The organism is Corynebacterium sp. TAE3-ERU12 (genome assembly GCF_019209905.1).
In the GTDB taxonomy this organism is placed as follows: Bacteria; Actinomycetota; Actinomycetes; order Mycobacteriales; family Mycobacteriaceae; genus Corynebacterium.
On record NZ_JAHUTM010000003.1, the window covers coordinates 84,005 to 110,515 of the forward strand.

Annotated in this window: 21 protein-coding genes; 6 read left to right on the plus strand and 15 right to left on the minus strand. The window is 63.2% G+C overall.

Annotated features, from left to right (window positions below; all coding sequences use genetic code 11):
* Nucleotides 1–5: 5 nt before the first annotated feature.
* Nucleotides 6–4,652 (plus strand): ATP-dependent helicase, encoded by a 4,647-nt coding sequence (locus tag KRX51_RS08365; RefSeq protein WP_218362687.1) that lies wholly within the window; start codon nt 6–8, stop codon nt 4,650–4,652.
* A gap of 3 nt (nt 4,653–4,655) precedes the next feature.
* Nucleotides 4,656–5,486, plus strand: coding sequence for a DNA-formamidopyrimidine glycosylase family protein (locus KRX51_RS08370; RefSeq protein WP_218362688.1), 831 nt, complete (start codon nt 4,656–4,658; stop codon nt 5,484–5,486).
* Here KRX51_RS08370 and lysS read toward each other — a convergent pair.
* From lysS to dacB, 15 genes are all read right to left on the minus strand, one after another.
* On the minus strand, nt 5,483–7,021 hold the full coding sequence (gene lysS, locus KRX51_RS08375; RefSeq protein WP_218362689.1) for a lysine--tRNA ligase: 1,539 nt from the start codon (nt 7,019–7,021) through the stop codon (nt 5,483–5,485). The two genes, KRX51_RS08370 and lysS, sit on opposite strands and share 4 nt — an antisense overlap.
* Before the next feature lie 36 nt (nt 7,022–7,057).
* Nucleotides 7,058–9,187, minus strand: a complete 2,130-nt coding sequence (locus KRX51_RS08380) for a PhoX family phosphatase (protein WP_218362690.1) — start codon at nt 9,185–9,187, stop codon at nt 7,058–7,060.
* Nucleotides 9,188–9,361: 174 nt separating this feature from the next.
* A complete protein-coding gene (gene panD / locus KRX51_RS08385; protein ID WP_218362691.1) occupies nt 9,362–9,775 on the minus strand; it encodes an aspartate 1-decarboxylase in 414 nt (137 codons plus the stop codon).
* A 2-nt stretch (nt 9,776–9,777) separates the two neighbouring features.
* A complete protein-coding gene (panC, locus tag KRX51_RS08390; protein WP_218362692.1) occupies nt 9,778–10,800 on the minus strand; it encodes a pantoate--beta-alanine ligase in 1,023 nt (340 codons plus the stop codon).
* A 92-nt stretch (nt 10,801–10,892) separates the two neighbouring features.
* Nucleotides 10,893–11,765, minus strand: coding sequence for a DUF2520 domain-containing protein (locus KRX51_RS10365; protein ID WP_218362693.1), 873 nt, complete (start codon nt 11,763–11,765; stop codon nt 10,893–10,895).
* Nucleotides 11,766–11,768: 3 nt separating this feature from the next.
* The gene (locus KRX51_RS08400; RefSeq protein WP_218362694.1) at nt 11,769–12,854 is read right to left on the minus strand and encodes a DUF6779 domain-containing protein; all 1,086 of its coding nucleotides are present in this window, start codon (nt 12,852–12,854) and stop codon (nt 11,769–11,771) included.
* A gap of 10 nt (nt 12,855–12,864) precedes the next feature.
* Nucleotides 12,865–13,356, minus strand: a complete 492-nt coding sequence (locus tag KRX51_RS08405) for a DUF3180 domain-containing protein (RefSeq protein ID WP_218362695.1) — start codon at nt 13,354–13,356, stop codon at nt 12,865–12,867.
* On the minus strand, nt 13,356–13,856 hold the full coding sequence (gene folK, locus KRX51_RS08410) for a 2-amino-4-hydroxy-6-hydroxymethyldihydropteridine diphosphokinase (RefSeq protein ID WP_218362696.1): 501 nt from the start codon (nt 13,854–13,856) through the stop codon (nt 13,356–13,358). Before folK ends, KRX51_RS08405 begins: the two co-directional genes overlap by 1 nt.
* A complete protein-coding gene (gene folB, locus KRX51_RS08415) occupies nt 13,856–14,227 on the minus strand; it encodes a dihydroneopterin aldolase (protein WP_218362697.1) in 372 nt (123 codons plus the stop codon). Before folB ends, folK begins: the two co-directional genes overlap by 1 nt.
* On the minus strand, nt 14,227–15,132 hold the full coding sequence (gene folP, locus KRX51_RS08420) for a dihydropteroate synthase (protein WP_255549577.1): 906 nt from the start codon (nt 15,130–15,132) through the stop codon (nt 14,227–14,229). The genes folB and folP overlap by 1 nt, the downstream gene beginning before the upstream one ends.
* A gap of 6 nt (nt 15,133–15,138) precedes the next feature.
* Entirely contained in the window at nt 15,139–15,708 is a 570-nt protein-coding gene (gene folE / locus KRX51_RS08425; RefSeq protein WP_218362698.1) for a GTP cyclohydrolase I FolE, read from the minus strand.
* Entirely contained in the window at nt 15,705–18,191 is a 2,487-nt protein-coding gene (gene ftsH / locus KRX51_RS08430; protein WP_255549578.1) for an ATP-dependent zinc metalloprotease FtsH, read from the minus strand. Before ftsH ends, folE begins: the two co-directional genes overlap by 4 nt.
* 26 nt (nt 18,192–18,217) lie before the next feature.
* Entirely contained in the window at nt 18,218–18,802 is a 585-nt protein-coding gene (gene hpt / locus KRX51_RS08435) for a hypoxanthine phosphoribosyltransferase (RefSeq protein WP_218362699.1), read from the minus strand.
* Entirely contained in the window at nt 18,790–19,860 is a 1,071-nt protein-coding gene (tilS, locus tag KRX51_RS08440) for a tRNA lysidine(34) synthetase TilS (RefSeq protein ID WP_218362700.1), read from the minus strand. Before tilS ends, hpt begins: the two co-directional genes overlap by 13 nt.
* Complete coding sequence (dacB, locus tag KRX51_RS08445) at nt 19,857–21,155, minus strand: D-alanyl-D-alanine carboxypeptidase/D-alanyl-D-alanine-endopeptidase (protein WP_218362701.1); 1,299 nt, start codon at nt 21,153–21,155, stop codon at nt 19,857–19,859. The genes tilS and dacB overlap by 4 nt, the downstream gene beginning before the upstream one ends.
* Before the next feature lie 111 nt (nt 21,156–21,266).
* On the opposite strand from dacB, the gene KRX51_RS08450 reads away from it, so the two are divergent.
* Genes KRX51_RS08450 through KRX51_RS08465 form a run of 4 tightly spaced genes read left to right on the plus strand, consistent with a single transcriptional unit; the run spans nt 21,267 to nt 26,498 of the window.
* Entirely contained in the window at nt 21,267–21,740 is a 474-nt protein-coding gene (locus tag KRX51_RS08450; RefSeq protein ID WP_218362702.1) for an inorganic diphosphatase, read from the plus strand.
* Between the two features lie 36 nt (nt 21,741–21,776).
* On the plus strand, nt 21,777–22,070 hold the full coding sequence (locus KRX51_RS08455) for a rhodanese-like domain-containing protein (RefSeq protein WP_218362703.1): 294 nt from the start codon (nt 21,777–21,779) through the stop codon (nt 22,068–22,070).
* A gap of 16 nt (nt 22,071–22,086) precedes the next feature.
* Nucleotides 22,087–22,617: a MarR family winged helix-turn-helix transcriptional regulator gene (locus KRX51_RS08460; protein WP_218362704.1), complete on the plus strand. Its 531-nt coding sequence runs from the start codon at nt 22,087–22,089 to the stop codon at nt 22,615–22,617.
* Complete coding sequence (locus tag KRX51_RS08465) at nt 22,614–26,498, plus strand: Pls/PosA family non-ribosomal peptide synthetase (RefSeq protein WP_218362705.1); 3,885 nt, start codon at nt 22,614–22,616, stop codon at nt 26,496–26,498. The genes KRX51_RS08460 and KRX51_RS08465 overlap by 4 nt, the downstream gene beginning before the upstream one ends.
* The last annotated feature ends 13 nt before the right edge of the window (nt 26,499–26,511 follow it).

The following is a 26,511-nucleotide window of genomic DNA, read 5'->3' on the forward strand; positions in this document are numbered from 1 at the left end:
AGTGCATGGCTGATAGCGTGCTGGACCGTTTCCGCCCCGAAGTGTCGGCGTGGTTCAGCGATGTCTTCGCCCAGCCCACCGAGGTGCAACAACAAGCCTGGAGCGCTATTTCCGGCGGCGCTCATGCCCTTGTGGTTGCCCCAACAGGCTCCGGCAAAACCCTCGCAGCTTTCCTGTGGGCACTGAACTCCCTGTGCAACCCCGACGACCGCCGCCAGTCACACGGCGTGCGGGTGCTCTACATATCCCCGCTGAAAGCGCTCGGTGCCGACGTTGAAAACAATCTCCGCGCCCCACTTACCGGCATCGCCGCCACCGCCGCCCGACTAGGCGCCCACCATCCACAAATAAGCGTCGGGGTGCGCTCTGGTGATACGACGCCTCGTGAACGCAGCCGGCAGCTGAAAAACCCGCCGGATATTCTCATCACCACCCCGGAATCGCTGTACCTGATGCTCACCTCGAAGGCACAGTCGATTCTCACCGACGTCGATACCGTCATTATCGACGAAATCCATGCCCTAGCTGGCACCAAACGCGGCGTCCACCTGGCCCTGTCCTTGGAACGCCTAGCGCATATCAACACCACCGGGCAGACCCAACGCATCGGTCTTTCCGCGACAGTGCGCCCACTTGACACGGTTGCGCAATTCCTTGGTGGCGACCGGGAAGTCACCATCATCGCGCCACCGGCGCAGAAAAAATGGCAACTCGATGTGCATGTGCCAGTAGCCGATATGTCCGACATCGCCGCCGCGCCGTCGGCAAGCACCCCCGCACCGGACGCTACTGTCGACGAGCCCGGTGCGCTGCCAACGTCGGCACGCCCAACTCAAGGCTCCATCTGGCCTTTTATTGAAGAACAACTGTACGACGAGGTCATGGGCGCCGGCTCGACGTTGTTATTCGTCAACTCCCGGCGCACCGCAGAACGACTCACCAGCCGGCTCAACGAAATCTGGGCCACCCACCACGACCCGGAGGCGCTCTCCCCCACCACCCGGCGCCCACCAGCCCAACTGATGAAAGCCACCGATATTGCGGGCCAGGCCACCCCAGTCATCGCCCGGGCCCACCACGGCTCAGTCAGCAAAGACGAGCGCACCGACATTGAGGCACAACTGAAATCCGGGGTGCTCAAATGTGTGGTGGCCACCTCATCCCTGGAACTCGGTATCGATATGGGGGCAGTGGACCTGGTGATCCAGGTAGAGGCCCCACCGTCGGTGGCTTCTGGTGTGCAGCGTGTCGGTCGCGCGGGCCACACCGTCGGGGCGGTGTCGCGGGGCTCGTTCTACCCAAAGCACCGCAGCGATCTGGTGCAGACCGCGGTGACTGTAGAGCGGATGCGCACCGGGCAGATTGAGCAACTGCGGGTTCCGAAAAATGCGCTCGACGTCCTGGTGCAGCAGACTATTGCCGCCACTGCCGCCGGCGATATTCATGTTGATGAATGGTTTTCGGTGGTGCGTCGCGCCTACCCGTACGCCACACTGTCGCGCGATGTATTCGACGCGGTGATTGACCTCGCCGCCGGGGTGTACCCGTCAACGGATTTCGCCGAGCTCACACCCCGCATTGTCTACGACCGAGTCTCGGGGATGCTGTCGGCCCGGCCCGGCGCGCAGCGGGTGGCGGTGACCTCCGGCGGCACAATTCCCGACCGCGGCATGTTCGGGGTATTCCTGGCCGGTACTGGATCAGAAGGGTCTGCCCCGCGCCGCGTCGGTGAGCTCGATGAGGAGATGGTGTACGAATCCCGGGTGGGCGATATTTTCACCCTGGGCGCATCAAGTTGGCAGATCGCAGACATCACCCGGGATCAGGTGCTGGTCACCCCAGCACCGGGGCACACGGGGCGGTTGCCGTTCTGGTCAGGTGATTCCGTGGGGCGGCCCGCGGAGTTGGGCGTGGCGCTGGGTGCGTTGCGACGCGAGGTTGCTGCTGACCCGGCGCGGCTCGACGGTATCGGGCTTGATGAGCTCGCCCGGGACAATCTCGTGGCATTCATCGCTGACCAGGCAGCGGCCACCGGGGTGGTCCCGGATGAGCGCACTTTGCTGGTGGAGCGGTTTAAAGATGAGCTCGGCGACTGGCGGATTGTGTTGCATTCCCCTTATGGGCGTGGGGTGAATGCTGCGTGGGCGTTGGCTGTGGGGGCCCGGATTTCTGAGCACACTGGTATCTCGGCCCAGCCCGTTGCCGGTGATGATGGCATTGTGTTGCGGCTGCCGGAGTCTGCGACGGAGCCGGGCGCGGAATTATTCCTCTTCGACGCCGACGAGATCGCTGACGTGGTGGCCGAGCAGGTGGGCAATTCGGCACTCTTTGCTTCTCGTTTCCGCGAATGCGCCGCCCGGGCGTTGTTATTGCCGCGGCGCAATCCGGGCCGTCGGGCGCCGTTGTGGCAGCAACGCCAGCGGTCTGCCCAGTTACTTGATGTGGCCCGGCAGTACCCGTCGTTCCCGGTGATCCTGGAAACGGTGCGGGAGTGTTTACACGACGTCTATGACCTGCCGGCTTTGCAGCAGTTGTGTACCCAGTTGCGTGCCCACCAGGTGCGGATCGCGGAGGTGACGGTGGAGTCGCCGTCGCCTTTTGCCTCGTCTTTGCTGTTCAGCTACACCGGCGCGTTCATGTACGAGGGGGATTCGCCGCTGGCGGAAAAACGCGCCGCAGCATTGGCCCTGGACCCGGCGCTGCTGGCGAAGTTATTGGGCACCGTGGAGCTGCGTGAGCTTATCGACGGTGATGTCATCACGCAGGTACATGCCCAATTGCAGCGCACCGCGCCTGATCGGCAGGCCCGTAATGCCGAGGAATTAGCTGATGTATTGCGTCTTATTGGCCCGATACCGGTGGGGCAGGTGGCGCAGCATTGTTCTTTCCCGGACCCGGTGGATACGGCCGTTGCCCAGTTGGGGTCGCGGGTGATGCGGGTGCGGTTTGCTGGTGTCGAGCACGTAGCTGCGGCTACCGACGCTGCGGTGCTGCGGGACGCGTTGGGGGTTCCGGTGCCGCCGGGGGTGGTTGCTGCGCCGGAGCCGGTACCGGATGCGCTTGGGCAGTTGACGCATCGTTTCGCCCGGACTCGGGGCCCGTTCACGGTGGCGGATCTGGCGGATAGTTTCGGTTTGGCGACATCGGTTGCGCACAGCGCGGTTCGCGCCGCAGTAGGCGATAAGCACCTGGTGGAGGGGCATTTCCGGCCTGGTGTGGAGGCCGTGGAGTATTGCGCTGGGGATGTGCTGCGGATGATTCGGTCCCGGTCTTTGGCGCAGGCCCGGGCCCAGGCGGAGCCGGTGAGTGGCGCAGCTTTTGGCCGTTTTTTGCCGCAGTGGCATGGCATCGCCCCGGTGGGTGGGCGCCCGCAGCTGCGCGGTGCGGATGGCACTTTTATTGCCCTTGAGCAGTTGGCGGGGGTGCGGTTGCCTGCCTCTGCGTGGGAGTCGCTTATTTTGCCGTCCCGTGTGGCTGATTATTCCCCGGCATTTCTTGATGAGTTGACTGCCGCTGGTGACATAACGGTGGTGGGGGTGGGTTCGGCTGGGGCCCGCGACCCGTGGATCATGCTGTTGCCCAGTGATTATGCCGCCCAGTTGGTGCCTGAGCCGCTGACTGATGGCCTGACTGAGCTGCACCACAACCTGTTGGCGATCCTCGAGCGGGGTGGGGGTTTCTACTTCCCCGAATTGCTTGCCGACGTTGGCGCCGACGCCGCCGCGGTTGCCGCGGCCTTATGGGATCTCACTGAGGCGGGCCTGGTCTCCCCGGATGGTTTCGCCCCGATTCGGGCCCGGTTGGCGGGTTCGTCGTCGGCTGGTGCCGCGCATCGGGCGAAGCGGCGGCCTCGTCGGTCCCGGTTGCGGATGGGGCGCAGTAGTTTCGCCCAGGCCCATGCTGGGGCCGGGGGCGGGTTGGGGCGGCCGGCGACACCACCGGACATGGTGGGCCGGTGGTCCCGTACGGTGCGCCCCACCGATGAGGTCACTACTCGCTCGGTGGCACTGGGTGAGGCGTGGCTGGATCGGTATGGCGTGGTGACTCGGGGCAGTGTGCAGGCCGAGGATGTGCTGGGTGGGTTCGCCTTGGCCTATAAGGTGCTGTCAGAGTTCGAAGATACTGGTAGGGCGATGCGTGGCTATATTATCGACGGCCTGGGGGCGGCCCAGTTTTCCACACCGGCGGTGGTCGACCGGTTGCGTGCGGTAGCCGATAGTCCCGATCTCGCCGGGTGGCCTTCTGGTGCAGCGCACCCCGATGTGGTGGTGCTGGCCGCCGCCGACCCAGCCAACCCCTATGGTGCGGCCCTGGCGTGGCCTGCGACACCGGGTACCCGCTGCAGTCGCGCTGCCGGGGCCTTGGTGGTGCTTATCGACGGCCTGCTCGCGGCGTTTATTACCCGGGGTGGCCGCAATGTGACGGTGCGGGACGAGGAACTGCCGGCAACAACGCGTGACGTAGTGGCGATGGTCTACACCGCCTTGGCTACTGCGGTGGAACACCGGCGGCTCTCCCCGGTGACAGTAGCGAAAATCAATGGTGTTGCCGCACTGAGCTCCCCACTTGCCGGTGATTTTCAGGCCGCCGGGGCCGGCATCACCCCCAAGGGCGTACGCATTGGCAGCCCTGGCAGCGCGAGGCGGGCTTAACCGATGCCTGAAGGAGATACAGTCCACCAACTATCGTCCCGGCTGCAGTTCATGGTCGGCCGGGAGGTGTTGTCCTGCTCATTGCGGGTGCCGCGCTACGCCACAGTGAATCTGGCGGGCTCGAGGTGTACTCGGGTCTGGGCGTTGGGGAAGCACTTATTCATGCTGTGCGGGCAGAATGTGCTGCACACCCATCTCAAAATGGAGGGTTCGTGGGCGGTCCACGATAAAGGCACCCGGTGGCGCAAACCCGGGCATACCGCCCGGGTGGTGTTGACGCTCAGCGCCCCGGAACGGGCCCACCCCATTGAGGTTGTCGGCCATAACCTGGGCCTGGTGCGGGTATTCCCACTCAGCCAATTCGGGCAGCAGATGGGTTATCTAGGCCCAGACGTACTGGCGCCGGAGTGGCCGGAGGCAGGCCGCCCGGTGGCTCGGCAGCGTCTTATGGCCAAGCCGGACCGGCCCGTCGGCACCGCACTGGTGGACCAGAGCAATCTCGCAGGCGTCGGCAATGAATACCGGGCGGAGATCTGTTTTCTTGCTGGGGTGCACCCGGCCACCGCAGTAGCCGAGTGCAATATCGACCAGATCCTGGATCTGACCAGGAAAGTGATGTGGGCTAACCGCAATGCGCGGCAGCGGGTGTTCACCGGGGTCAACCGGCCGGGGCAGACCACGTATGTCTTCGGCCGCAATCACCGGCCCTGCCGGCGCTGCGGCACCCAGATCCGCAAAGGTGCCCTAGGTGGCGTGGACCAGGGCGGCAGCACAGATGAGCTGGAGCGCATCATCTGGTGGTGCCCCAGCTGCCAGCCCGGGCCGGAGGCCTAAGAGTCGCGTTCGGGCTTCACAATCGGGAACAGCACCGTCTCGCGGATACCCAAACCAGTCAGCGCCATCAGCAGCCGGTCAATGCCCATGCCCACACCAGTGGTCGGCGGCATGCCCTGTTCCATGGCGTGCAGGAAGTCCTCATCAAGCACCATCGCCTCATCATCGCCGCCGGCGGCAAGACGGGCCTGATCCTCGAAACGATCCCGCTGGATCACCGGGTCCACAAGCTCGGAGTAGCCGGTGGCCAACTCGAAACCACGCACGTAGAGGTCCCACTTCTCGGTAACCCCCTCCGCGCTGCGGTGCTGGCGGGTTAGCGGGGAAGTCTCCACGGGGAAGTCGCGGACAAAAACGGGGCCGTCAAGCTGGTCTTCACACAGCAATTCCCAGATCTCTTCGACCAGTTTGCCGTGGCCCCAGCCGCCCTTGGCGGGCACGTCCAAGCCAATCACGTCGGCAAGCTGCTTAAGCTCTGCGACGGTAGAGGAAGTGGTCACCTCAGGCTGGCCGGGGAACTTACGCTGCAGCGCCTCGTTGAGCGAGGGGTACATCTGCATCTGCCGCCACTCGCCGCCGAAATCGTATTCGGTGCCGTCGGCAAGCGTGACCGTGGTGGAACCGAAAACGTTGGTGCAGACTTCTTGGATGATCTCGCGCACATCGCGGGCGGAATCATCGTAGGTGGCATAGGCCTGGTAGTACTCCAGCATCGCGAACTCGGGGCTATGCGAGGAGTCAATGCCTTCGTTACGGAAGTTGCGGTTGATCTCGAAAACCCGCTCCAGGCCGCCGACCACACAACGCTTCAGGTACAGCTCCGGGGCGATCCGCAAGAACAGGTCAATATCCAGCGCATTGGAGTGGGTGACGAAGGGGCGAGCCGCAGCGCCGCCGTGCAGGGTCTGCAGCATCGGGGTTTCGACCTCGAGGAAACCGCGTCGCTCCAGGGCGTTGCGCAGCTCCCGGATGACCTTGATGCGGGTCAGGGCGTTCTCGCGGGCCGCCGGGCGCATAATCAGGTCGGTGTAGCGGTGCCGGATTCGGGAATCCTCGCTCATCTCCTTATGTGCCACCGGCAGTGGACGCAGCGACTTCGAGGCCATAGTCCACTCGGTGGCCATGACGGAAAGCTCACCGCGGCGCGAGGAAATCACCCGGCCGGACACGATGACGAAATCACCGAGGTCCACGTCGGCCTTCCACGCAGCCAGGCGGTCCGCGCCGATCTCCTTCAGCGACAACATCGCCTGCAGCTGGGTGCCATCACCCTCTTGGAGGGTGGCGAAGCACAGCTTGCCGGTATTGCGCACAAAGATCACGCGGCCGACGACGGTGACCCGATCCTCGGTTTCTTCCCCGGATTCGAGGTGCCCCCAGCCCTGGCGCACCTCAGCAAGAGTGTGCGTCCGAGGGACCTCCACGGGGTACGCGTCGGTGCCGGAGTCCAACAACCGGTCCCGCTTTTCACGGCGGATCCGGAGCTGCTCCGGCAGATCGTCCTGGGGGCTGGTGGGGTTCTTCGCGTCAGTCACGGCCAACAGCGTAACCCACGCGCTGGTGTGCTCGCGCTAGACGCCGATGTTCGTACCGTCCGCACGGACCACCTGCACCACCGCCGGGCGCGGCTGGGCCTTACCGCCATCGGGCCAATGGGACAGCGGATTTTCGACGGTGGCCTCATCGCCCTCGCCGGGGTGCTGCACGTTCACCATCACCCGGTTCGGGTCCACCACAGGGCCACAGGTTTCCGCACCGACCGGGACAGTGAGGAAGCACTTGGTCTCACCACGGCGGTCACCATCGAGGGCGACGGCGTAGAGGCCGTCATTGCCGGAGACCTTATTGCCGTCGGTAGAAATCCACAGGTTGCCGTGCTCGTCGAAGGCAAGGTTGTCCGGGCAGGAAATCGGGGAGACCTGCTTCTTATCGAAGCCACCGAAGTAGGTGTAGGCCTCCTCGGGGTCACCACACACCAGCAGCAGGTTCCAGGTGCCCTTCGTGCCGGCGTGATCATCGTCCATCTCAAGCACGAGGCCGTTCTTATTCTCCTCGATGGGGGCGACCTCGGTCACACCCTCGTATTCGCGGCCAGCACCATCAGTGCCGTCTTCCTTGCCGGCCATGCCGCGGTACTTATTGTTCGTCAGGGCCGCGTAGACCTTGCCGGTGACCGGGTTGGGCTCAATATCCTCCGGGCGGTCCATGCGGGTCGCACCGACCTTATCGCCGGCCAGGCGGGCGTAGATGCACACCTCAGCACCGTCCATGCCATCAACATGGGACTCGGCCGAACCGTCGGCCTTCGCGGTCATCAGCGGCACCCACTCGATAGTGCCGTCGAACTTGCCGTCATCAGGCAGCTCACCGGAGCCGTCAATCTCAGACTCGGGGGAATTGCCATCGAACTTGGCGACGTAGAGGGTGCCCTCGTCGAGAATGCCCATATTGTGCTTGAGGTCGCCTTCCTTGTACTTGCGGGAAGACACGAACTTGTAGATGTACTCGAAGCGCTCGTCATCGCCCATATAGCAGACCACGGTGCCGTCATCGAGGACATGCACCTGGCCGGCCTCATGCTTAAAGCGCCCCAGGGCGGTGTGCTTGACCGGGGTGGAGTTCGGGTCCGAGGGGTCGATCTCCACAACCCAGTAGAAACGGTTGGGCTCGTTGGGTTCCTCGGAGACGTCGAAGCGGTCGTAGTACTTCTCCCAGCCGCGGTCGGACTCCTCGTTCTTCAGTGAGTAGCGGGCAAGCTTGTCGACGGTGTCCTTATCGTCGAGCTTGTCGACGCCAGCGAAGTACTGGTCAACATTTTCCTCACCGGAGAGCATGGTCCCCCACGGGGTGATGCCGCCGGAGCAGTTATTGAAGGTGCCGATGACCTTCGTGCCGGAAGGGTCCGCAGAGGTCTGCAGCAGCTCATGGCCAGCGGCCGGGCCGGTGACCGCAAACTCAGTAAAACCGGTGATACGGCGGTTGCGTTTATCCTTCTTGGTCGTGAGCAGGCCCTTGTCGTCTTCCTCAACAGCGATGACGGTATGGCCGTGGGCAGCCAGGCCGATATCGACCTGGTCCTTGGTGGTGTCGGCCACGGACCAGTTGGCGAACATCATCGGCTCGGTGGTGTACTCATGCGAACAGCAGTACAGCTTGGTGCCGTCCTCGGCCTCGACAATGCCGGCGAAGTCATTATTGAAGCCGAACTGTTTTTTCTGCGCCTCCGGGGTCTGCTTATCGAAATCGAATTCCGGGGCGCCATCGACAACCGGGTCACCCCAGGCAATAAGGACATTCTGGTCATAGCCCTCGGGGATGACGACCTCATCTTTTTCATTGGGCTCCACCGGGGTAAAACGCATGCCCTCCGGGGACTGCCCGGAGTCCTTGGCCGCATTCTTGGCGGAGGTTTCCTCGGAGGTGCTGGTGCCGGCCGCGCCCGCACTGGTCTCATCAGAGCAGGCGGCCAGCAGGCTGGCGCCACCAACGGCAACGGTGGCAACACCGGTGGCTTTCAGGGCCTGGCGGCGGGAGAAGGCACGGCGGGCGATATCGCCGAAATAAGCATTATCGGCGTACTCATTGGGGGCATCATCCCGGCAGGCGTTGCCGCACTTATAGGTACAGGTCAGGGAGCTTCGCGAGGAGGCGAAGGGATTACTCAGCAGGTTTTGGCGGATCTGGACCACAACACACCTCATTCAGTTTTCGGACTGGTTTAGGCGAACCGGTGGGCAGGGTGGGCAGTTCCCACGCGGAACGCACCTCAAGCTAAGGCGCTAACCTTGCCCTCCAGTCAGGTCCGGGTTACGTCCGGATGAATGAGAGGTGATATCGCCACAAATGACGACAGTTCTAGCTACAAAACCCATCCCCTACTCAGGGGTACGCGGATTCCACAGGCCGGAGCCCTCCGGCACATCAGCCGGGTCCGCACCCTGCTCCAGGATGCGGTTATTCTCATCAACGAAAATCACCCGCGGCTTGTAGGCACGTGCTTCGGCGTCCTCCATCTGGCCATAACCAATAATGATGACCAGATCACCGGGGCTGATAAGTCGCGCCGCAGCACCATTAATCGAAATAATCCCGCTGCCACGCTCACCAGTGATGCAGTAAGTAGTCAGCCGGTTGCCATTATCGATATCGACAATGTCCACCGCCTCGCCCTCGAGCAGGTCCGCGGCTTCCATAAGATCCGCATCGATCGTGCAGGACCCCACATAGTGCAGGTCAGCCTGCGTCACCGTCGCGCGGTGAATCTTGGACTTCAACATCGTGCGGTACATCGTCACTCCCCCTCCTTGCTTTCCCGCTGCGCACGCACTTCACGCACTTTGTCCCGCAACCGCTGCAATTCGGCCAGTTCAGCGTCGGTAAGCGGCTTATCGTCCAGGCCTGCCGCATGCAGCGCCGCCTCCGCGATCTCTCGATCCGCCTGGGCCACAGCGTCGGCAAGCACTACCCCGACATTATCGATCAGCCTGGTCGAACCCACCCGGGCAGCCACCAGCAGGCGGGCCTCCATACTGTCCTTCGTCAACGGGCCCAGAGTGCCATCGCGCAGCTCAAGATAATCAACCTCAACCTCAGGGCGGGCCGCAAGCACCGCACGAGCAGTATCAAGCACCGCATCAGCACCCTGCATGCCGACGTGAGCGCCGGCGGTCAGCGCCGCTGACAGAGTAATCGCCAACTCGCGCTCATCCTCCGACAAGTACCGGTTGCGCGAACTCATAGCCAGGCCATCGCGCTCGCGAATCACCGGCACCGAATGCAACTGCACCGGCATATTGAGGTCCGTGACCATCTGCTGCATTAACACCAGCTGCTGGTAGTCCTTCTCACCAAAAACAGCATCCGAACAGTTGGTGATGTGGAACAACTTATTCACCACAGTCAACGCACCATCGAAATGGCCCGGGCGGGTGGCGCCTTCCAACTCCTCGGCCAGCGGACCAGCAGAAACCGTGGTGCGGAAACCATTGGGATAGACCTCGCGGGCGGTGGGGGCAAAGACCAATTCCGCGCCGACGCGCTCAAGCTTGGCGACATCATCATCAAGCGTGCGTGGGTAGGCGTCGAAATCCTCGTTCTCACCGAACTGCAAAGGATTAACGAAAATACTGACCACAACAACAGCACGCGGCAACTGCTGGGCCGCCCGCACCAGCTCGAGGTGACCCTCGTGCAATGCGCCCATAGTTGGTACCAACACCACCGGACGGCCGGTAGCGCGCAGGGCTCGGGTGACCCTACCGATATCGGCGATCGTGGTGTGCACCGTGGTTGTACCTGCGGTGTATCCGCTCAACGGGTCCTCCGAACACTATTCACTCCCAGGGGGTAGCCCCCGTATGCGGTTTACACCGTACTATCCGCACCGGCTGGCAACTCAACTGGACGCTATTGCCGACCATCCAGCATCCGGCGCACCTGACCACTATTGCGCATCTCGGCGGTGCGCCGCGCCAAAGACCGGTACACCTCAACAGCGGGCCTGCCTGAATCCGCGATGGCAGCTATATGCTTGCCGACGGTGTCAGCATCATCACGGGCAGCTGGGCCCGTCAACGCGTTTTCTCCCCAGCGCAGCACGTTATCCAAACTGGCCTGCAGCAATGGGCCAAGCAACGCCGCGGCGTCATCGCGGACATCGGCGGCGGCGCGGCCGTCGGCAAGCGCCTCGGCAAGCAGACCGGTCGCGTCGGCAACGACCGCACCGAGATGATTCGCACCGTGGGCCATCGCCGCGTGATACAGCGGGCGGGAACGCTCAGGAACCTCCACCACACGCCCACCTAACTCACCAACCAGCAACGACGCCACAGTGCGGGCCAACTCATCGCCGACGGTGACACCCCAGGGGCACCCCATCAACCGGTCCGTATCGGCGGGGCCGCCGGTAAATGTCATGGCCGGGTGGGCTGCGATAGTCATCGCGCCGTTTAATGCCAGGGGGTCCAGCACAGCACGACCGTGGGCACCGGAGGTATGCAGCACGATACGGCCCGGGCCGACCACGTCCGCGATCTCGTCGACTACATCTCGCAGCAGCGGGTCGGGCACCGCCACAATGATGAGATCTGAGTGCGCGGCGACTGCACGGGCATCGGCGATATCAGCGTCGGCAAGCCGTAATCGGGCCCTGGCCTGGGACTGCGGTGAACGCGCAACAACCGCATGAACATGATGTCCAATGCGGTTGAGGGCTTCGCCGACAGCGGTACCAACAGCGCCTGCAGAAATAATCCCGGAGCTAAGGCGCGGTGCTGCCACTACTTAATTGTCCTTACGCATCTGCTGCAGCAGCTCGGCGACAGTCAGACCATCAGAGTGGTCCTCGGCGCGGCGGCGGCCGTGCGGACGCGGCTTCGGCGCGGGCTTCGGCTCCGGCTTGGGCTCGGGCTCGGGCTTGGGTTCGGGCTTGGGCTCGGGCTTGGGTTCCGGCTTCTCTGCGGGCTTGATCCGAGTCACCGATGCGAAAGTCTCCGTCTTCGGTTCTTCCTCGGCGGCCGGCTTCTTCGGCTCCGGCTTCGGCTCGGGCTTCTTCGGCTCCGGCTTCTGTTCGGCAGGCTTCTGCCACGGCACAGCCTGGAACTCATCGGTGCTGAAACCGCCACCAACCTCGGGAACATCCACCGGCTCGGGACGAGACTTGTCCTGCCCCACCGGGCCAGTGGCAGTATGCGAACCAATCACACCTTCATTAGTGACCTGTGAACGATGCGCCTGGGCACGGGTGGCCGGGCGGTCATAGGCTTCCGGGTCCTGCAATGGGGATGCCGAGGAACCAGCACCAATCTCCTTAAGCCGCTCGGCGCGGGCCCGCAAAGCAACGCGCTCCTCGTCCAAGTCCTGGCCCAGCAGCTCCGAGAGGTGCTCGCGCAGCACAGTCAGTTCCGCCCGCAACTGAGCCAGCGTTTCATCCCGCCCATGATCGAGGGAATCGAGATAATTCTGCTCGAGGATAAGCTCCTGCTCGCGGTGAGTAGCCAGCTCCTTTTCTAATTCCAGCTCATGAGAGCGCTGCAACTCATTCACACGCTCACGCTCAGCGTTGAGCTGGCGGCGGTACCGCGTGGTCAACAGCGCACCGATGACACCTGCCCATAGGCCGGCGAGGACCGCTATCTTCATCCACCCGGTCGAGGTGGCGAAGAGCATAATGATGCTTGCGGCCACCGCGAACAGCACCAACGCCACCATCAGCACAATGCCAATGGTGTCGGTCGGGTCACTCGAGGGCTGTTCGGTGGGCTCAGCAGTGTCGGCCCAGGCATAACCCTCGTCACCGTAATCGTCGGTCTCAGACCACACGGCGGCGTCCTGCTCTGGACCTTCGGGGCGCTCGTCGGCGTTATTCATAGGAGCTAGCTTACCGGGGCTCGAGAGATAGGCCAGGAAGGCGTGGCGAATCCCCATCCTCGGGCGGAAGTTGGCAGGTCTTTTCGAGCCACAACCCAGCTGCCGTAAGCGCCAACCCAGTAGCAATTCCCACCAGCACCACTGGTGTCTCCTCTTTCGCGGCCGTTAATAGGTCCGACCGAGGCACCACATACATGGCACCGGCGATATACGCCCCCGTCAAAATCGCACCCAACCACGCAGAAGCAGTCCCCACCGGCACCCAACGCGCTAAATCCACGGGATTGACCTGGCGGGTGTCCTGGCCGATGCGATTGTCCTCCGACATGGCATTACGCACCCGAATCGACCCGATAACGCATACCGCGATCAACACCCACGGAAATAATAAGTCCCACCACGACTGGACCAGCTGACTGTAAAACGCCACCAGCACCGGATAGGTCACCACGGCAGCACATACTGCACCGAGGACCAGGTTTCGTATTTTCGTTGGCTGCATCAGCTTGCCTCCCACGCCCCTGGGAGCTTCCGGATACCCGCACGCTCCTCATCTGGCAGCACGTCAAGCAGTTGCGCTACCGGTGTGTCGCCTAACTTAGCGTCCGGATCGGCATCCAACCAGGGGATAAGCACAAATGCCCGGCTATGTGCCCTCGGGTGCGGCAGGGTCAGCACCGGGTCGGTGCTTATTATCTGCTGCGTGCCGACGGTGATGTCGACGATATCCACATCAAGGGTTCGTGGCCCCCAGCGCACTTCCCGGGTGCGGTCGGCCGCAGCCTCGAGGGCCTGGCAGCGCCGAAGCAGCTCCATCGGGGTGCCCTGCACCTCGACGATAAGAATGGCGTTGCGGAAATCATCTTGTTCCACCCCTCCCCACGGGGGCGTGCGGTACACCTCTGAGCGGGCAACGAGATCGGTGCCGAAATGCTCAACAACCTCGCGTAACCGTTGCGTGGCATCGCCAATATTGCCCCCGATTGACAGCACTGCGCGCATCAGCGACCAGCCCTTCGCGACCGCCGGGCCACCACAGCAACATCACGGAACTCGTGCTCGATCGGGGCCTGGGGTTTGTGCACGGTAACTTCGACCGCGTGCAGGCGCTCATCGGCGATGAGGGTGTCGGCGATCTCCGCGGCGACGGTCTCAATCAGGTTGCGTGGGGTGCCGGTGAGAATAGCGTGGGCGGTGTCTGCGACCTGGCCGTAATTGACTGTTGCTGCCAGGTCGTCGGTGGCGGCGGCTTCGGTTGTATCCAGCCACAGCGTGATATCGCAGAGGAAATCCTGGCCATCCCGACGCTCATGGTCGAAAACGCCGTGCCTGCCAAAGGCACGCAGCCCACGAAGTTCGATCCGATCAGCCATTAGTTCTCCTGCATTGCTTGGCCACCGCCGCCGGTGGGGTAATCCTGGTCCGCGGTGACCCCTTCTGGGGCGCGGCCGGCTCCCCACGCAGCAGCCACAGCAACAGCGTCCCGGTTCGGGGCGACATCATGGACGCGCACGCCCCACGCACCGGCGGCTGCCGACAGCGCAGTAATCGCCGCGGTCGCCGGGTCTGCCTGCACCGGCGGCACCGCCGCGCCACCGAGCACCGTGGCGGTAAACCGCTTCCGGGAAGCACCAACGAGCACCGGCAAACCCAGTGCGATGAATTCGGGCAAGGCGTGCAGCAGCGCCCAGTTATCGTCCGCGTTCTTCGCGAACCCCAGCCCAGGGTCGATGATGATATTGTCCCGATCCACCCCGGCGGCCATAGCTGCCTCAGCGCGGTTGAGTAAGTGCTCCCGCACTTCGGCGACGATGCCGCGGGCATCCGGTTCAGCCCGGCCCGAGGCCCCGGCGAAACGCTCCGTGCGCCAGTGCATAAGCAGCACGGACACATCGGATTGTCCGCACACTCGCAGCATATCGGGGTCGGCCAGACCACCGGAGACGTCGTTAATAATGGCCGCACCAGCAGCGATGGCGCGCTCCGCGACGGAGGCCCGCATGGTATCCACACTGACGGTTACTCCCTCGGCAGCAAGGGTTTCCACCACGGGAATGACACGGGCCATTTCGAGTTCCTCAGAAACCCGCTTCGCCCCGGGGCGAGTCGACTCACCCCCGATATCGATAATGTCGGCGCCTTCACCGAGCAACACGCGCGCGTGGGTGGTAGCAGAAACCGGGTCTTCCCAGCGGCCACCGTCGGAAAAGCTGTCCTCGGTGGCATTGACGATGCCCATAATGAGGCACCGGCCGTCGGCACGCTGCGGCACGGACATCAGCTTTTACCTCCCCATAATCAGGCTCATGACCTCCGCGCGGGACCGGGCGTCAGACTTAAAACCACCACGTACCGCAGAGGTCACAGTACGAGCGCCGGGCTTGCGGATACCGCGCATCGACATGCACATGTGCTCGCATTCCATCACCACAACCGTCGACCGCGGATGCAGCTTCTCCACCAAAGCATCAGCAACCTGGGTGGTGAGACGCTCCTGCACCTGCGGGCGCTTGGCGGTGAGATCCACCAGGCGAGCAAGCTTGCTCAAACCGGTGACTTCACCACCGGGTCCGGGGATATAGCCAACATGGGCGACCCCAAAGAAGGGCACAAGGTGGTGCTCGCACATCGAATACATGGGGATATCGCGGACCAGCACCAATTCCTGATGGTCCTCGTTGAAGGTCTTATTTAAGACCTCTGCGGGGTCAACATGCAGGCCAGCGAAGGCCTCCTCATAGGCGCGGGCGACCCGGGCCGGAGTATCACGCAGACCTTCCCGGTCGGGGTCCTCCCCTACCGCCAGCAAAAGTTCCCGAACCGCAGCTTCGGCGCGGGCGTGATCAACACTCACTGTTCGTCACTACTCCAACGATGCCGACCGGAATCATTCTTGTCTTCGGAATCCTGACCAAGCGGGCGTGAACCAAAGGAGCGGTGCTCATCCTTATCGAACTCCGGCAACGGAGAAGTCAGCGGGTCCCAATCGGGATCACGCCAGCTCCGCGCGTTGGTGTCCTCATCATCACGTCCCGCGCCTGCCGAATCCTGCTCAGCGGGCGACTGGTGAGTCGGCTGCTCCGGTGGCGTGGCAGGCTCCGGCGCCGGCTCCGGCGTCGGCTGGGGTGCCGGCTGCGCCGGCGGGTAATTAGCGGTACCCGGGTGCTCTCCATAACGCGGCGGGTTCTGCGTCGGCCAGCCCGGAGCAGTCCAGTCCTTCGGCGGCGGCGGGCCACCATAGACCGGAGCCGAACCCGTCTCGCGCTGCGGCTCCTGGTTATCCGGCTGCTGCGTCTCCGCATTATCTTTGCCCTCAGCTTCAGCTTCGGCTTCGCGCTGCGCGCGACGCTCGGCGATATCGACCGGGGCGAACTTATTGGTGCGGCGCGGCGGCTCTTCACCGCGCTCCACAGCCAACTCCACCGGCGTCTTCACCGGAGTTCGGCCATCAGCGGGATAGCGCGACAACTGATCGAACAGTGTGACGCGGGGGCGCTGCACGACGTCAGTAAACAGCTCTTCCAGATCCGGGCGACGCAAGGTCTCCTTCTCCAGAAGCTTCTCGGCAAGCCGATCCAAGGTGTCTCGGTTCTCACGCAGGATCGCGTACGCCTCCTCATGAGCCTTCTCAATCAAAGAGCGAACCTGGGCGTCAATAACAGCGGCAACCTCCGGGGAGTACTCCAGGGAACCATCGCCGCCACGACCCATGAACGGGTCACCGTCCTCAACGCCGTACTTCACCGGCCCCAGCTCAGGAGTCATGCCGTACTCAGTGACCATCGCGCGGGCCACCTTCGTGGCGTGCTCAATATCCGCAGACGCACCCGTCGTCGGCAAGCCAAAGACCAGCTCCTCGGCGGCGCGACCACCCATAGCGAAAACCAGCCGGGCGAAAAGCTCAGGCAGGTTATACATGCCCTTATCGTCCTCGGGCACGGTCATGGCATGGCCACCAGTGCGGCCACGAGCAAGGATCGTGACCTTATAGACACGTTCGATATCCTTCAGCGCCCACGCGGCAAGAGTGTGCCCACCCTCGTGGTACGCAGTGACCTTCTTCTCCTGCTCAGAGATGAGCTTGGAAGTCCGACGCGGGCCACCGACCACACGGTCCACAGCTTCTTCCAACGCATCGGCGGTGATCTTCTCGTCCTTAATCCGGGCAGTTAGCAACGCGGCTTCATTGAGCACATTGCGCAAATCCGCACCGGACATACCAGCGGTACGCTTCGCCAACGAATCCAAGTCGGCATCCTCAGCCAGCGGCTTGTCCTTAGCGTGCACCTTCAGGATCGCCTCACGGCCCTTCAGGTCAGGCGCACCGACCGGAATCTGGCGGTCAAAACGGCCCGGGCGCAACAGCGCCGGGTCAAGAATATCGGGCCGGTTCGTGGCAGCCATGATGATCACACCCTGGCGCTCACCGAAACCGTCCATCTCCACCAGCAACTGGTTCAGCGTCTGCTCACGCTCATCATGACCGCCGCCCATGCCGGCGCCACGCTGGCGACCAACAGCATCGATCTCATCAATGAAGATGATGCAAGGGCTGTTTTCCTTGGCCTGATTGAACAGATCACGCACACGGGAAGCACCCACACCAACGAACATCTCCACGAAGTCCGAACCAGAAATGGTGTAGAACGGCACCCCAGCCTCACCGGCAACAGCGCGGGCGAGCAAGGTTTTACCAGTACCGGGCGGGCCATACAGCAACACACCGCGCGGAATGGTGGCACCGAGGCGCTCATAGCGGGCCGGGTTCTGCAAGAAGTCCCGGATCTCATCGAGTTCCTGAACAGCCTCATCGGCGCCAGCAACATCGTCGAAAGTATTGGTGGGGGTTTCCTTGCTCAGCAGCTTCGCCTTGGAACCACCGATGCCGAACAGGCCACCACCACGGCTGCCGCCCTGCATACGGCTAAACAGCCACATGATCAGGAAGAAGAAGATGACCATAGGCAGCAAGAAGCCCAGCATCGACATGAGGAAGGATTCCTTCGTCACATTGGTGCTGAACGACTCAAGGTTCTTGGCATCGCGCACCGCGACGAAAATATCGTCGGCAGCCCGCGCCGGGTACTGCGTCATGACCTCTTCGACATCGTCGGTTTCTTCGACGGTGATCGGGTCACGCAACGTCAACCGGAGGCGCTGCTCACGGTCATCAATCTGGGCTTGCTCAACATTGCCGTCGGCAAGCTGCTGCAAGGCAACGGAGGTATCGACATCACGATAGCTGCGGGTGTCATCGCCAAACGTGGTGATGGCTAACAGCACCAACAGGACAATGCCTGCGATGCCCGCAAATCGGAAGACCTTCTGCTTATCCATATGTGGGGGTACTCGGTTTTTCTCAATCAGCTGCGGTAAACACGCGGGTGGAGGGTGCCCACGTAGGGCAGGTCACGATAACGCTCGGCGAAGTCAAGGCCATAACCGATGACGAATTCGTTGGGAATGTCGAAACCAACATCGGCCAATTCAATCTTGGCGCGCACCGCATCAACCTTGCGCAGTAGCGAAACCACCTCAAGGGAACGCGGATTGCGGTTCTTCAGATTCTTCATCAGCCACGACAAGGTCAGGCCGGAATCAATGATGTCCTCAACAATGACAACATCACGGCCCTCAATATCGCGGTCCAGATCCTTCAGGATGCGCACCACACCGGAGGAAGTAGTGGAATTGCCATACGAGGACACCGCCATGAACTCCAACTGAGCGGGCAGATCCAACTCGCGGGCAAAGTCGGTCATAAAGAACACCGCGCCCTTGAGCACCGCCACCAGGATGAGGTCCTTATCGTCATTGATATGGCGCTCACGGGTGGCCGCAGCCATCTCCTTGATGCGGGCACGGATCTCGTCCTCGCTGATGAGGACAGCTTCGACATCATCCCCATAAGGATTCGGGGGAACATCGAAATTCTTCACGTCGTGCATGGGTCTACCTTTCCGGGGCTGTCACCGTCGGGATGCGCGGGTGCCGCGCCGGGATATGCCTTTAGGATGCCACCTTGGTGTGACACGACCACCATACCGGGCAGCTGGACACGCATTCGCCCACCAGGGGATGCCACCAGATGCACCAGCGCACTGATGTGATCCTCAGTCACCCCAGACGCGCCCAATCCCTCAACCCACAATTTCAGCACCCGCGTGCCCAAAGCCTCCGGCAAGGCAGCAATCTCCGCCGCAGGCAGCTCATTGGCACAGTCACCAGACGCCACCTCACCCAGCGTGTGCCCAGCCAGCTGGTCAAGGTATTCCGCGTCTCGACGGATATGCCGGGCAGTACGGGCAAGATTGTCAATAACCGCCGGGCCGACGGCCTCCACCAACGAAGGCAACACATCCCGACGCACCCGAACACGACTAAACCGGCGGTCAGCATTATGCGGGTCCTGCCAAGGATGCACCCCAAGTTCCGCACATGCGGCCACAGTGTCATCCCGGCGCGCAGCCAACAGCGGACGCGCCACAATCACCCCATTAGCCCACCTGCGCTGCGCGGCCATGCCGGCAATAGCTGTCGTGCCACCACCACGAGCCACACCAAGCAACATCGTCTCGGCCTGGTCATCGGCGGTATGCGCCAGGCCGAGCCAGGCTGGCCCACCATCAGCATTGCGGTGCGCGGCAGCAAATAAAGCATCAAAACGGGCACGCCGGGCGGCGTCTTCCACACCACCGCCCTTAGCCACACGCACCTGCTGGACCTCAGCTTCAGCACCCCAGGCCGCCACCGTCTCAGCAGCACACGCGGCGACCTCACCAGACCCGGCCTGCAAACCATGATCGACAACAACAGCGTGCACAATACGGTCGAGGCTGCGGCCCTCAGCAATGCACGCCGCAGCCAGCGCCAGCGAATCCGCCCCACCAGACACACCAACAGTCAGCTCCCCGGAACCGGCAAGCCACTGCCCCAGCCCGGCGCGCACATGGTGGCGCAAACGCAAAAACGCTGGACTACGACGGGGCCAAAACGGGGTGGTCATGGGGAATCAGTGATGGCCTGGAGTTCCGAAACACCACGGTCAGCGGCGGCTCGGGCAGCAGCGATATCCACATCATCGGAGATGAGGGTAAAAGTAAGCACCCGGCCTTCCGAGTTGGTGAGCACACCGGACAGGGACGACACCGGGCTCAGCGTGCCGGTCTTCGCCCGAATCCACCCACGCCCGGAGCTACCGGTATAGCGGGTGGACAGGGTGCCATTCACCCCAGCCACGGGAATCCCATCAAGAACCGCCGCCAATTCCGCGTTGGTAGTGGCGGCACGAAGCACCTGGGTGAGCTGCTGCGGGGTGACCTTATTAGCCGGCGATAAACCCGACGTATCGGCACCGCTGAGCCCATCCGGCACCAAAAGATCATGCTCCGCAAGCACCTCTTTGACCGCCTCGGCGGCACCGGCGAAAGTAGCTGGCTTGCCGCGAGATACCGCCAACTCACGGCCCAGCGACTCGGCGAGCACATTGTCACTGTGCTGCAACATCTGGTGGACCCGAGTCGTCAACGGCGCGGAGCGCACCTCCCCGAGCAGGTCAACCCCGGCAGCATTATCAGTGGCCTCGACGTTGTTGGCGCCCAGCTCGTCGGCAAGCGCTGCCGCCGCGTCCATCGCAGGGCTGTCTGAACGGCCCGAGCCGAGCTGCCCCGCATCGATCTCCACAGACTCAATAGGGGCGATATAGCCGGCCTTAATCCCGGAGCGATCCCAATCATCCCGCCAGGAATCCTTATTAGGGGCGGTATCAACAATCACGGTATCCACCGCACCGGCCTGCTTACGCACCTGCGCGGCCAAATCCGCTATCGAGGCCGCACCTGGATAAGCACCCGAACCAGAGCGAGACAACGTCGGGTCCCACGCGCCGGACAAAATAACTGTGCCGTCCTGCGGGCTGGACAGCACCTTCGTCGGCACCCGGTCATCGCCCGGAAGCCCCAACAGCACAGCAGTGGCCGTCAAAAGTTTCGTCGTCGAGGCGGGAGTGACCGGCTTATCGGCATTACGCGACCACAGCACCTCCCCCGTGGCCACATCAGCAACCATGCCGTGCACATCGCCCATGGCGTCATCGTCGGCAAGCGCATCCATGACCTCGGTGACCTTCGCCCGAAACTCCGGGCTCGGCGGCGAGGACGCACTGAGCAATAATGGCTCCGGCGCCTGGGTGACCTGAGGGGCCTGAGCAACCGAGATAGCGCGCTGGTTGACCATCACAACCACCCCAGCGACACCAAGAAGCAGCACTAATGCAGCAATAACTGCAGTGACGCGCTTCATTAGGGCCCTCCTCCCACTCGGCAGATACCATGGACACTGTAGGCGCTGCCTGGACATCAATGTGCCCAGGCTTGGTGCGACACACCCGAAACCGACGACAAAGGAGCCGACGTGAGCGTCGAAGTAACCATCGAAATCCCCAAGGGCCAGCGCAATAAGTACGAGGTCGATCACGAGACCGGCAAGGTCTACCTCGATCGTTACCTGTTCACCCCGATGGCTTACCCCACTGACTACGGCTTCATCGACCACACCCTCGGCGAAGACGGCGACCCCCTCGACGCCCTGGTAGTGCTGCCCGAGCCGCTGTTCCCCGGCGTCATCGTCAAGGCCCGCCCGGTCGGTGTGTTCAAGATGACCGACGAAGCCGGCGGCGACGACAAGCTGCTCTGCGTCCTCGATGACCCCCGTTTCGAGCACATCAAGGACATTGAGGACATCTCCTCCTTCACCCGCGATGAGATCGAGCACTTCTTCGTCCACTACAAGGACCTCGAGCCGGGCAAGGAAGTCCAGGGCTCCGGTTGGGGTAACACCGCAGAAGCCCAGCGCATCCTCGACGAAGCCATCGCGCGATACAAGTAACAGCGCTTTCGGGCAAAGCCTCTTAGAATCACGGGCATGGAAACTATCCCCGTGAAAGACGTGCCCGACAACTGCCAGCTGATCGACGTGCGCTCTGAGCAAGAGTTCGCCGACGGTCACCCCGCTGGCGCTATCAACATCCCGATGGAACAGATCCCGGCCCGCTACGGCGAGCTGGACCTGGACGAGGACATTTACCTGATCTGCCGCTCCGGCGGCCGGTCGGGCCAGGTCGGCCAGTGGTTGGAGCGCAACGGCATTGACGCCTACAGCGTCACCGGCGGCTTCATCGACTGGGAGTACCACAACCGGCCGATCGAAAAGGCCTAGGCAGTAATCTGTCCTTATGGCACATGCTGCGGACCCAACTCCCCGCACTGCGCCGGAACTTCCGGCCGCAGTGACGGGTTCATTGGTTTTTGCTTCTCAGCGTTTTGAAGCCTCCCTGCGAACCGCAGTCGCAGAGGCATTGCGTACCGACGGCCCGACGACGACATTGCGTGGCTACTGGCTGTTGGAATCCATCGGCCCAACGGCGTCCTGGGCCCAACGTGAACTCTGTGACGCGCTCAATATGGATCGCTCCGATATGGTGCGACTCCTTGACTCCCTGGAAGCCGATGGACTTGTCGAGCGCGTCCAAGATCGTGTCGACCGACGCCGCCGTCTGGTGCGGCTTACCGACGCTGGTGAACGCCTGCGCCGCACAATCCGCAAACGCATCGCCCTGGCTGAAGAACAAGTTCTTGTCGAATCCGACGAAGTCGTGGTCAATGCCTTGCGCCGGGCCACAGCGGCCCTCAATGACCCCAACCGGCTTGCGCAGTGGCGTGAACGGGCCCGCAAGCGCATCGCGCTGCGAGGCCGCCGACGATGACCACACCGCCCTATACCCGCCATGCTGAGGCTGCCGCCCCGCGCACTTTGATCGATATCCTGCGGGCCACCGCTGAGGAATACCCGCAGGCCGCAGCCCTGGATGACGGGGATATGGTGCTCACCTACGCCGACCTCATCGCCGAGGTCGACCACACCGCCAGCTGGCTTGCCGACAAAGGAATCGGCGCTGGTGACCGCGTCGGTGTGCGTATGCCCTCCGGGGATCGTGGCCTCTATATCGCGATTCTCGCCACCCTTACAGTCGGCGCCGCCTATGTGCCAGTCGATGCCGATGACCCCGATGAGCGCGCCGAAATGGTGTTCGGGGAAGCCGATATTGTGGCCTGGTTCGGCGCCGATGGCCTGCACCAGGTGCGCGACTCCAGCAATACCGCCCGCACCCCGCGCCCGGCCGATGACTGCTGGGTGATTTTCACCTCTGGCTCCACCGGCACTCCTAAAGGCGTGGCGGTCACCCACCGCAATGCCGCGGCTTTTGTGGACGCTGAGGCACAACTGTTTTTGCAGGACCACCCGGAAGGCCCACTGGGCCCAGACGACCGGGTGCTCGCCGGCCTGTCCGTAGCCTTCGATGCTTCCTGCGAGGAGATGTGGTTGGCCTGGCGGCACGGCGCATGTCTGGTACCAGCACCGCGATCCTTAGTGCGCTCTGGTGTGGACTTGGGGCCGTGGCTTATTTCCCGTCAGATAACGGCGGTGTCCACAGTGCCGACGCTGGCCGGGTTGTGGCCCGCTGAAGCCCTGGACAGTGTGCGGCTGCTCATTGTCGGTGGCGAGGCCTGCCCGGCTGAGTTGGTGGACCGGCTGGCCACAGATGAGCGGCATATGTGGAATACCTACGGCCCCACTGAGGCAACGGTGGTGGCCTCGGCGGCGCGGCTCTACCCAGGCCAGCCGGTCAGCATTGGGCTGCCGCTGGCGGGATGGGACTTAGCTGTGATTGGTGCCGACGGCACCCAGGTGGAGTTCGGCGAGGTCGGCGAGCTCGTCATTGGTGGTGTCGGCTTGGCCCGCTACCTCGACCCGGCCAAGGACGCGGAAAAATACGCCCCCGCGCTGGGCTGGGATCGCGCCTACCGCACCGGCGACCACGTCCGTTATGAACCCGAGGGCCTGTACTTTGTCGGCCGCGTCGATGACCAGGTCAAGATTGGTGGCCGCCGGATTGAGCTGGGTGAGGTGGAGGCCAATGTGGCGGCCTTGCCCGGCGCGACGCAGGCTACTGCCATCGTGCAGAAAACCGGGGCGGGCGATTCGGTGCTGGTGGGCTATGTGGGCGCCGGCGGTGATGCTTCGACCATGGATGCTGAGCACTGCGTGGCGATATTGCGGGAGAATATGCCCGCCGCCCTGGTGCCACGGCTACACATTATGGATGAGCTGCCGGTGCGTACTTCCGGCAAGGTCGATAAGGCCGCATTGCCGTGGCCACTGCCGCACACGGCCGATGCCGATACCAGTGCGCTCACCCCGGTTGAGGCGTGGCTGGCGCAGTTGTGGGCTGAGGTGTTGGCGGTGCCTACCCCGGGCCCGGCGGCTGATTTCTTCGCTCTGGGTGGTACCTCATTAGCTGCGGCAACGGTGGTTTCCCGGATTCGTGAGGTCGCCCCGCAGGTGGCGGTGCGCGACTTATATGACAACCCCCGGTTGGGTCGGCTTGCCGACGAGTTGGTCTCCCGCGGCGTAGTCGATCCTGCCGGACCGGCCTCGGCGACTGAGCGGGATGTGCCCGAGGTCACCCCGGTTGCTGCGCGCACTCGCTGCTGGCAGGCCATTGGTCTGGTGGCTATCCAGTGGGCGCGGGCTGCCCGTTGGATAGCGTGGCTGGCGGTTTTTAATGCCATTGGTCATGTCCTTGGGGTGCCTTTGGCGGTGGATATTCCCGTCGGGGTGGCTGTGGTGTTGGCGGTGTTATTCCTCACCCCTGTCGGCACGCTGCCGATGACTGCGCTCATCACCCGGGTTGTGGTGCGTGGTATTACGCCGGGTGATTATCCGCGTGGCGGCAGTGTGCATCTGCGGTTGTGGGCGGCTGAGCGGCTCGCTGATATTTCCGGTGCCCGCTCCAGCTCCGGTGCCCCATGGGTGCTGTGGTACGCCCGGGCGTTGGGGGCGACAATCGGCAAGGGCGTGAGTTTGCATACATTGCCGCCGGTGACGGGTTTGCTCACGCTAGCTGATCATTGCTCCGTTGAGCAGGAAACGGATCTCAGTGGGTACTGGGTCGACGGGGATACGGTGCATGTTGGTGAGGTGTTTATCGGCCCGGGCGCCCGCGTCGGCACGCGCTGCACCTTGCTGCCCGGCACCCATATTGGCCCTGGGGCGCATATTGAGGCCGGTTCGTGTGTCACTGGTGAGAAGCGGATCAAACGCGGCTCCCGGTGGGCGGGCTCACCTGCGCATAAGGTCGGCCGGTCGAAGCGGGTATTCCCGGACCAGCCTGCCCCACGCAGGCCTTATTGGGTGGCGATTTATGGTGTGTCTGCTTTGCTGCTCGCCGGCGTGCCGACGGCGGCGTTGCTGAGCGCGGCGGCGATTCTTGCGCTGGCCGCCCATGATGCGGTGACTATCGGGGCGGCCGTGGCTATAGCGCTGGGGTGGGTTCCGGTTGCGGCGGTGGCGGCCTTCGCGGTGTATATGCTGCTGACGTTGGTTCTCGTGCGTGCCCTCTCCGTCGGCATGCGGCCTGGTGTGCACCCGGTGCGGTCCCGGCAGGGCTGGCAGGTCTGGGCGGTAGAGCGGCTGATGGATGCCGCCCGTAGCGATATTTTCCCGCTGTATGCGAGCACTCTGACACCAATGTGGTTCCGTGCGCTGGGTGCGTCGGTGGGGCGCAATGTGGAGATTTCCACGGCGGTGGTGGTGCCGTCGATGACGGAAATCCGCGATGGCGCGTTCCTGGCTGATGACACCATGGTTGCCGGCTACGAGTTGGGCGGCGGCTGGCTGCATATTGACCGGTCCCGGATTGGTAAACGCGCCTTCCTCGGTAATTCCGGTATTACTGCCCCGGGCCGCAAGCTTGGCCGCGACGCGCTGGTGGCGGTGTTGTCCTCTACGCCGAAGAAGGCGAAGGCGGCGTCGAACTGGTGGGGTTCTCCCCCGGAGCGGCTACGCCGGGTGCTTGCCGACGCTGGCGCCGACGCGACGCAGACGTACCAGCCAGCGCGGCGTATGAAGGCCGCTCGTGCGGCGGTGGAGGTGCTGCGGCTGCTGGCGCCGATGACGTCGTTGGCTATCGCAGTGGGCGTGTGTGGTTCTTTGCAGGCGGTGGCCGGGGTGGCCGGGCTGTTCGTGGCATGGCTGGTCTCCCCTGTGGTGTTCCTCCTGGCTGGCTGGGTGGCGGTGCTGGTGACTGTGGCCGCGAAGTGGCTGTGTGTGCAGCGGCATCGACCTGGTGAGCACGTGTTGTGGAGCCCATTTGTGTGGCTCAATGAGCTCCAGGATGTCTTTGTGGAGAATGTCGCGGCCCCGTGGTTTTTCACCATGACCTCAGGCACGCACAGCATGGTGTGGGCACTGCGCCTGCTGGGTGCCGATATTGGCCGCGGGGTGTGGTTGGAGTCCTACTGGCTACCGGAGACTGACCTGTGCCATATCGGCGATGGTGCCTCGGTGGGGCCAGGCGTGGTGGTGCAGACGCACCTGTTCCAGGATCGGGTGATGAGCTTGGACCGAGTGGATATCGCTGCTGGGGCGAGCCTGGGTCCGCATTCGGTGGCGCTGCCGGCTGCTGAGTTGGGCCAGAGTTGCACGGTTGGCCCGGGTTCCCTGGTGCAGCGTGGCGACCATGTTCCGGCGGGAACGCGCTGGCAGGGCAATCCGATTGAGCCGTCAGCGGAGCAGTTTTCTTAGTACCTACGCCAAA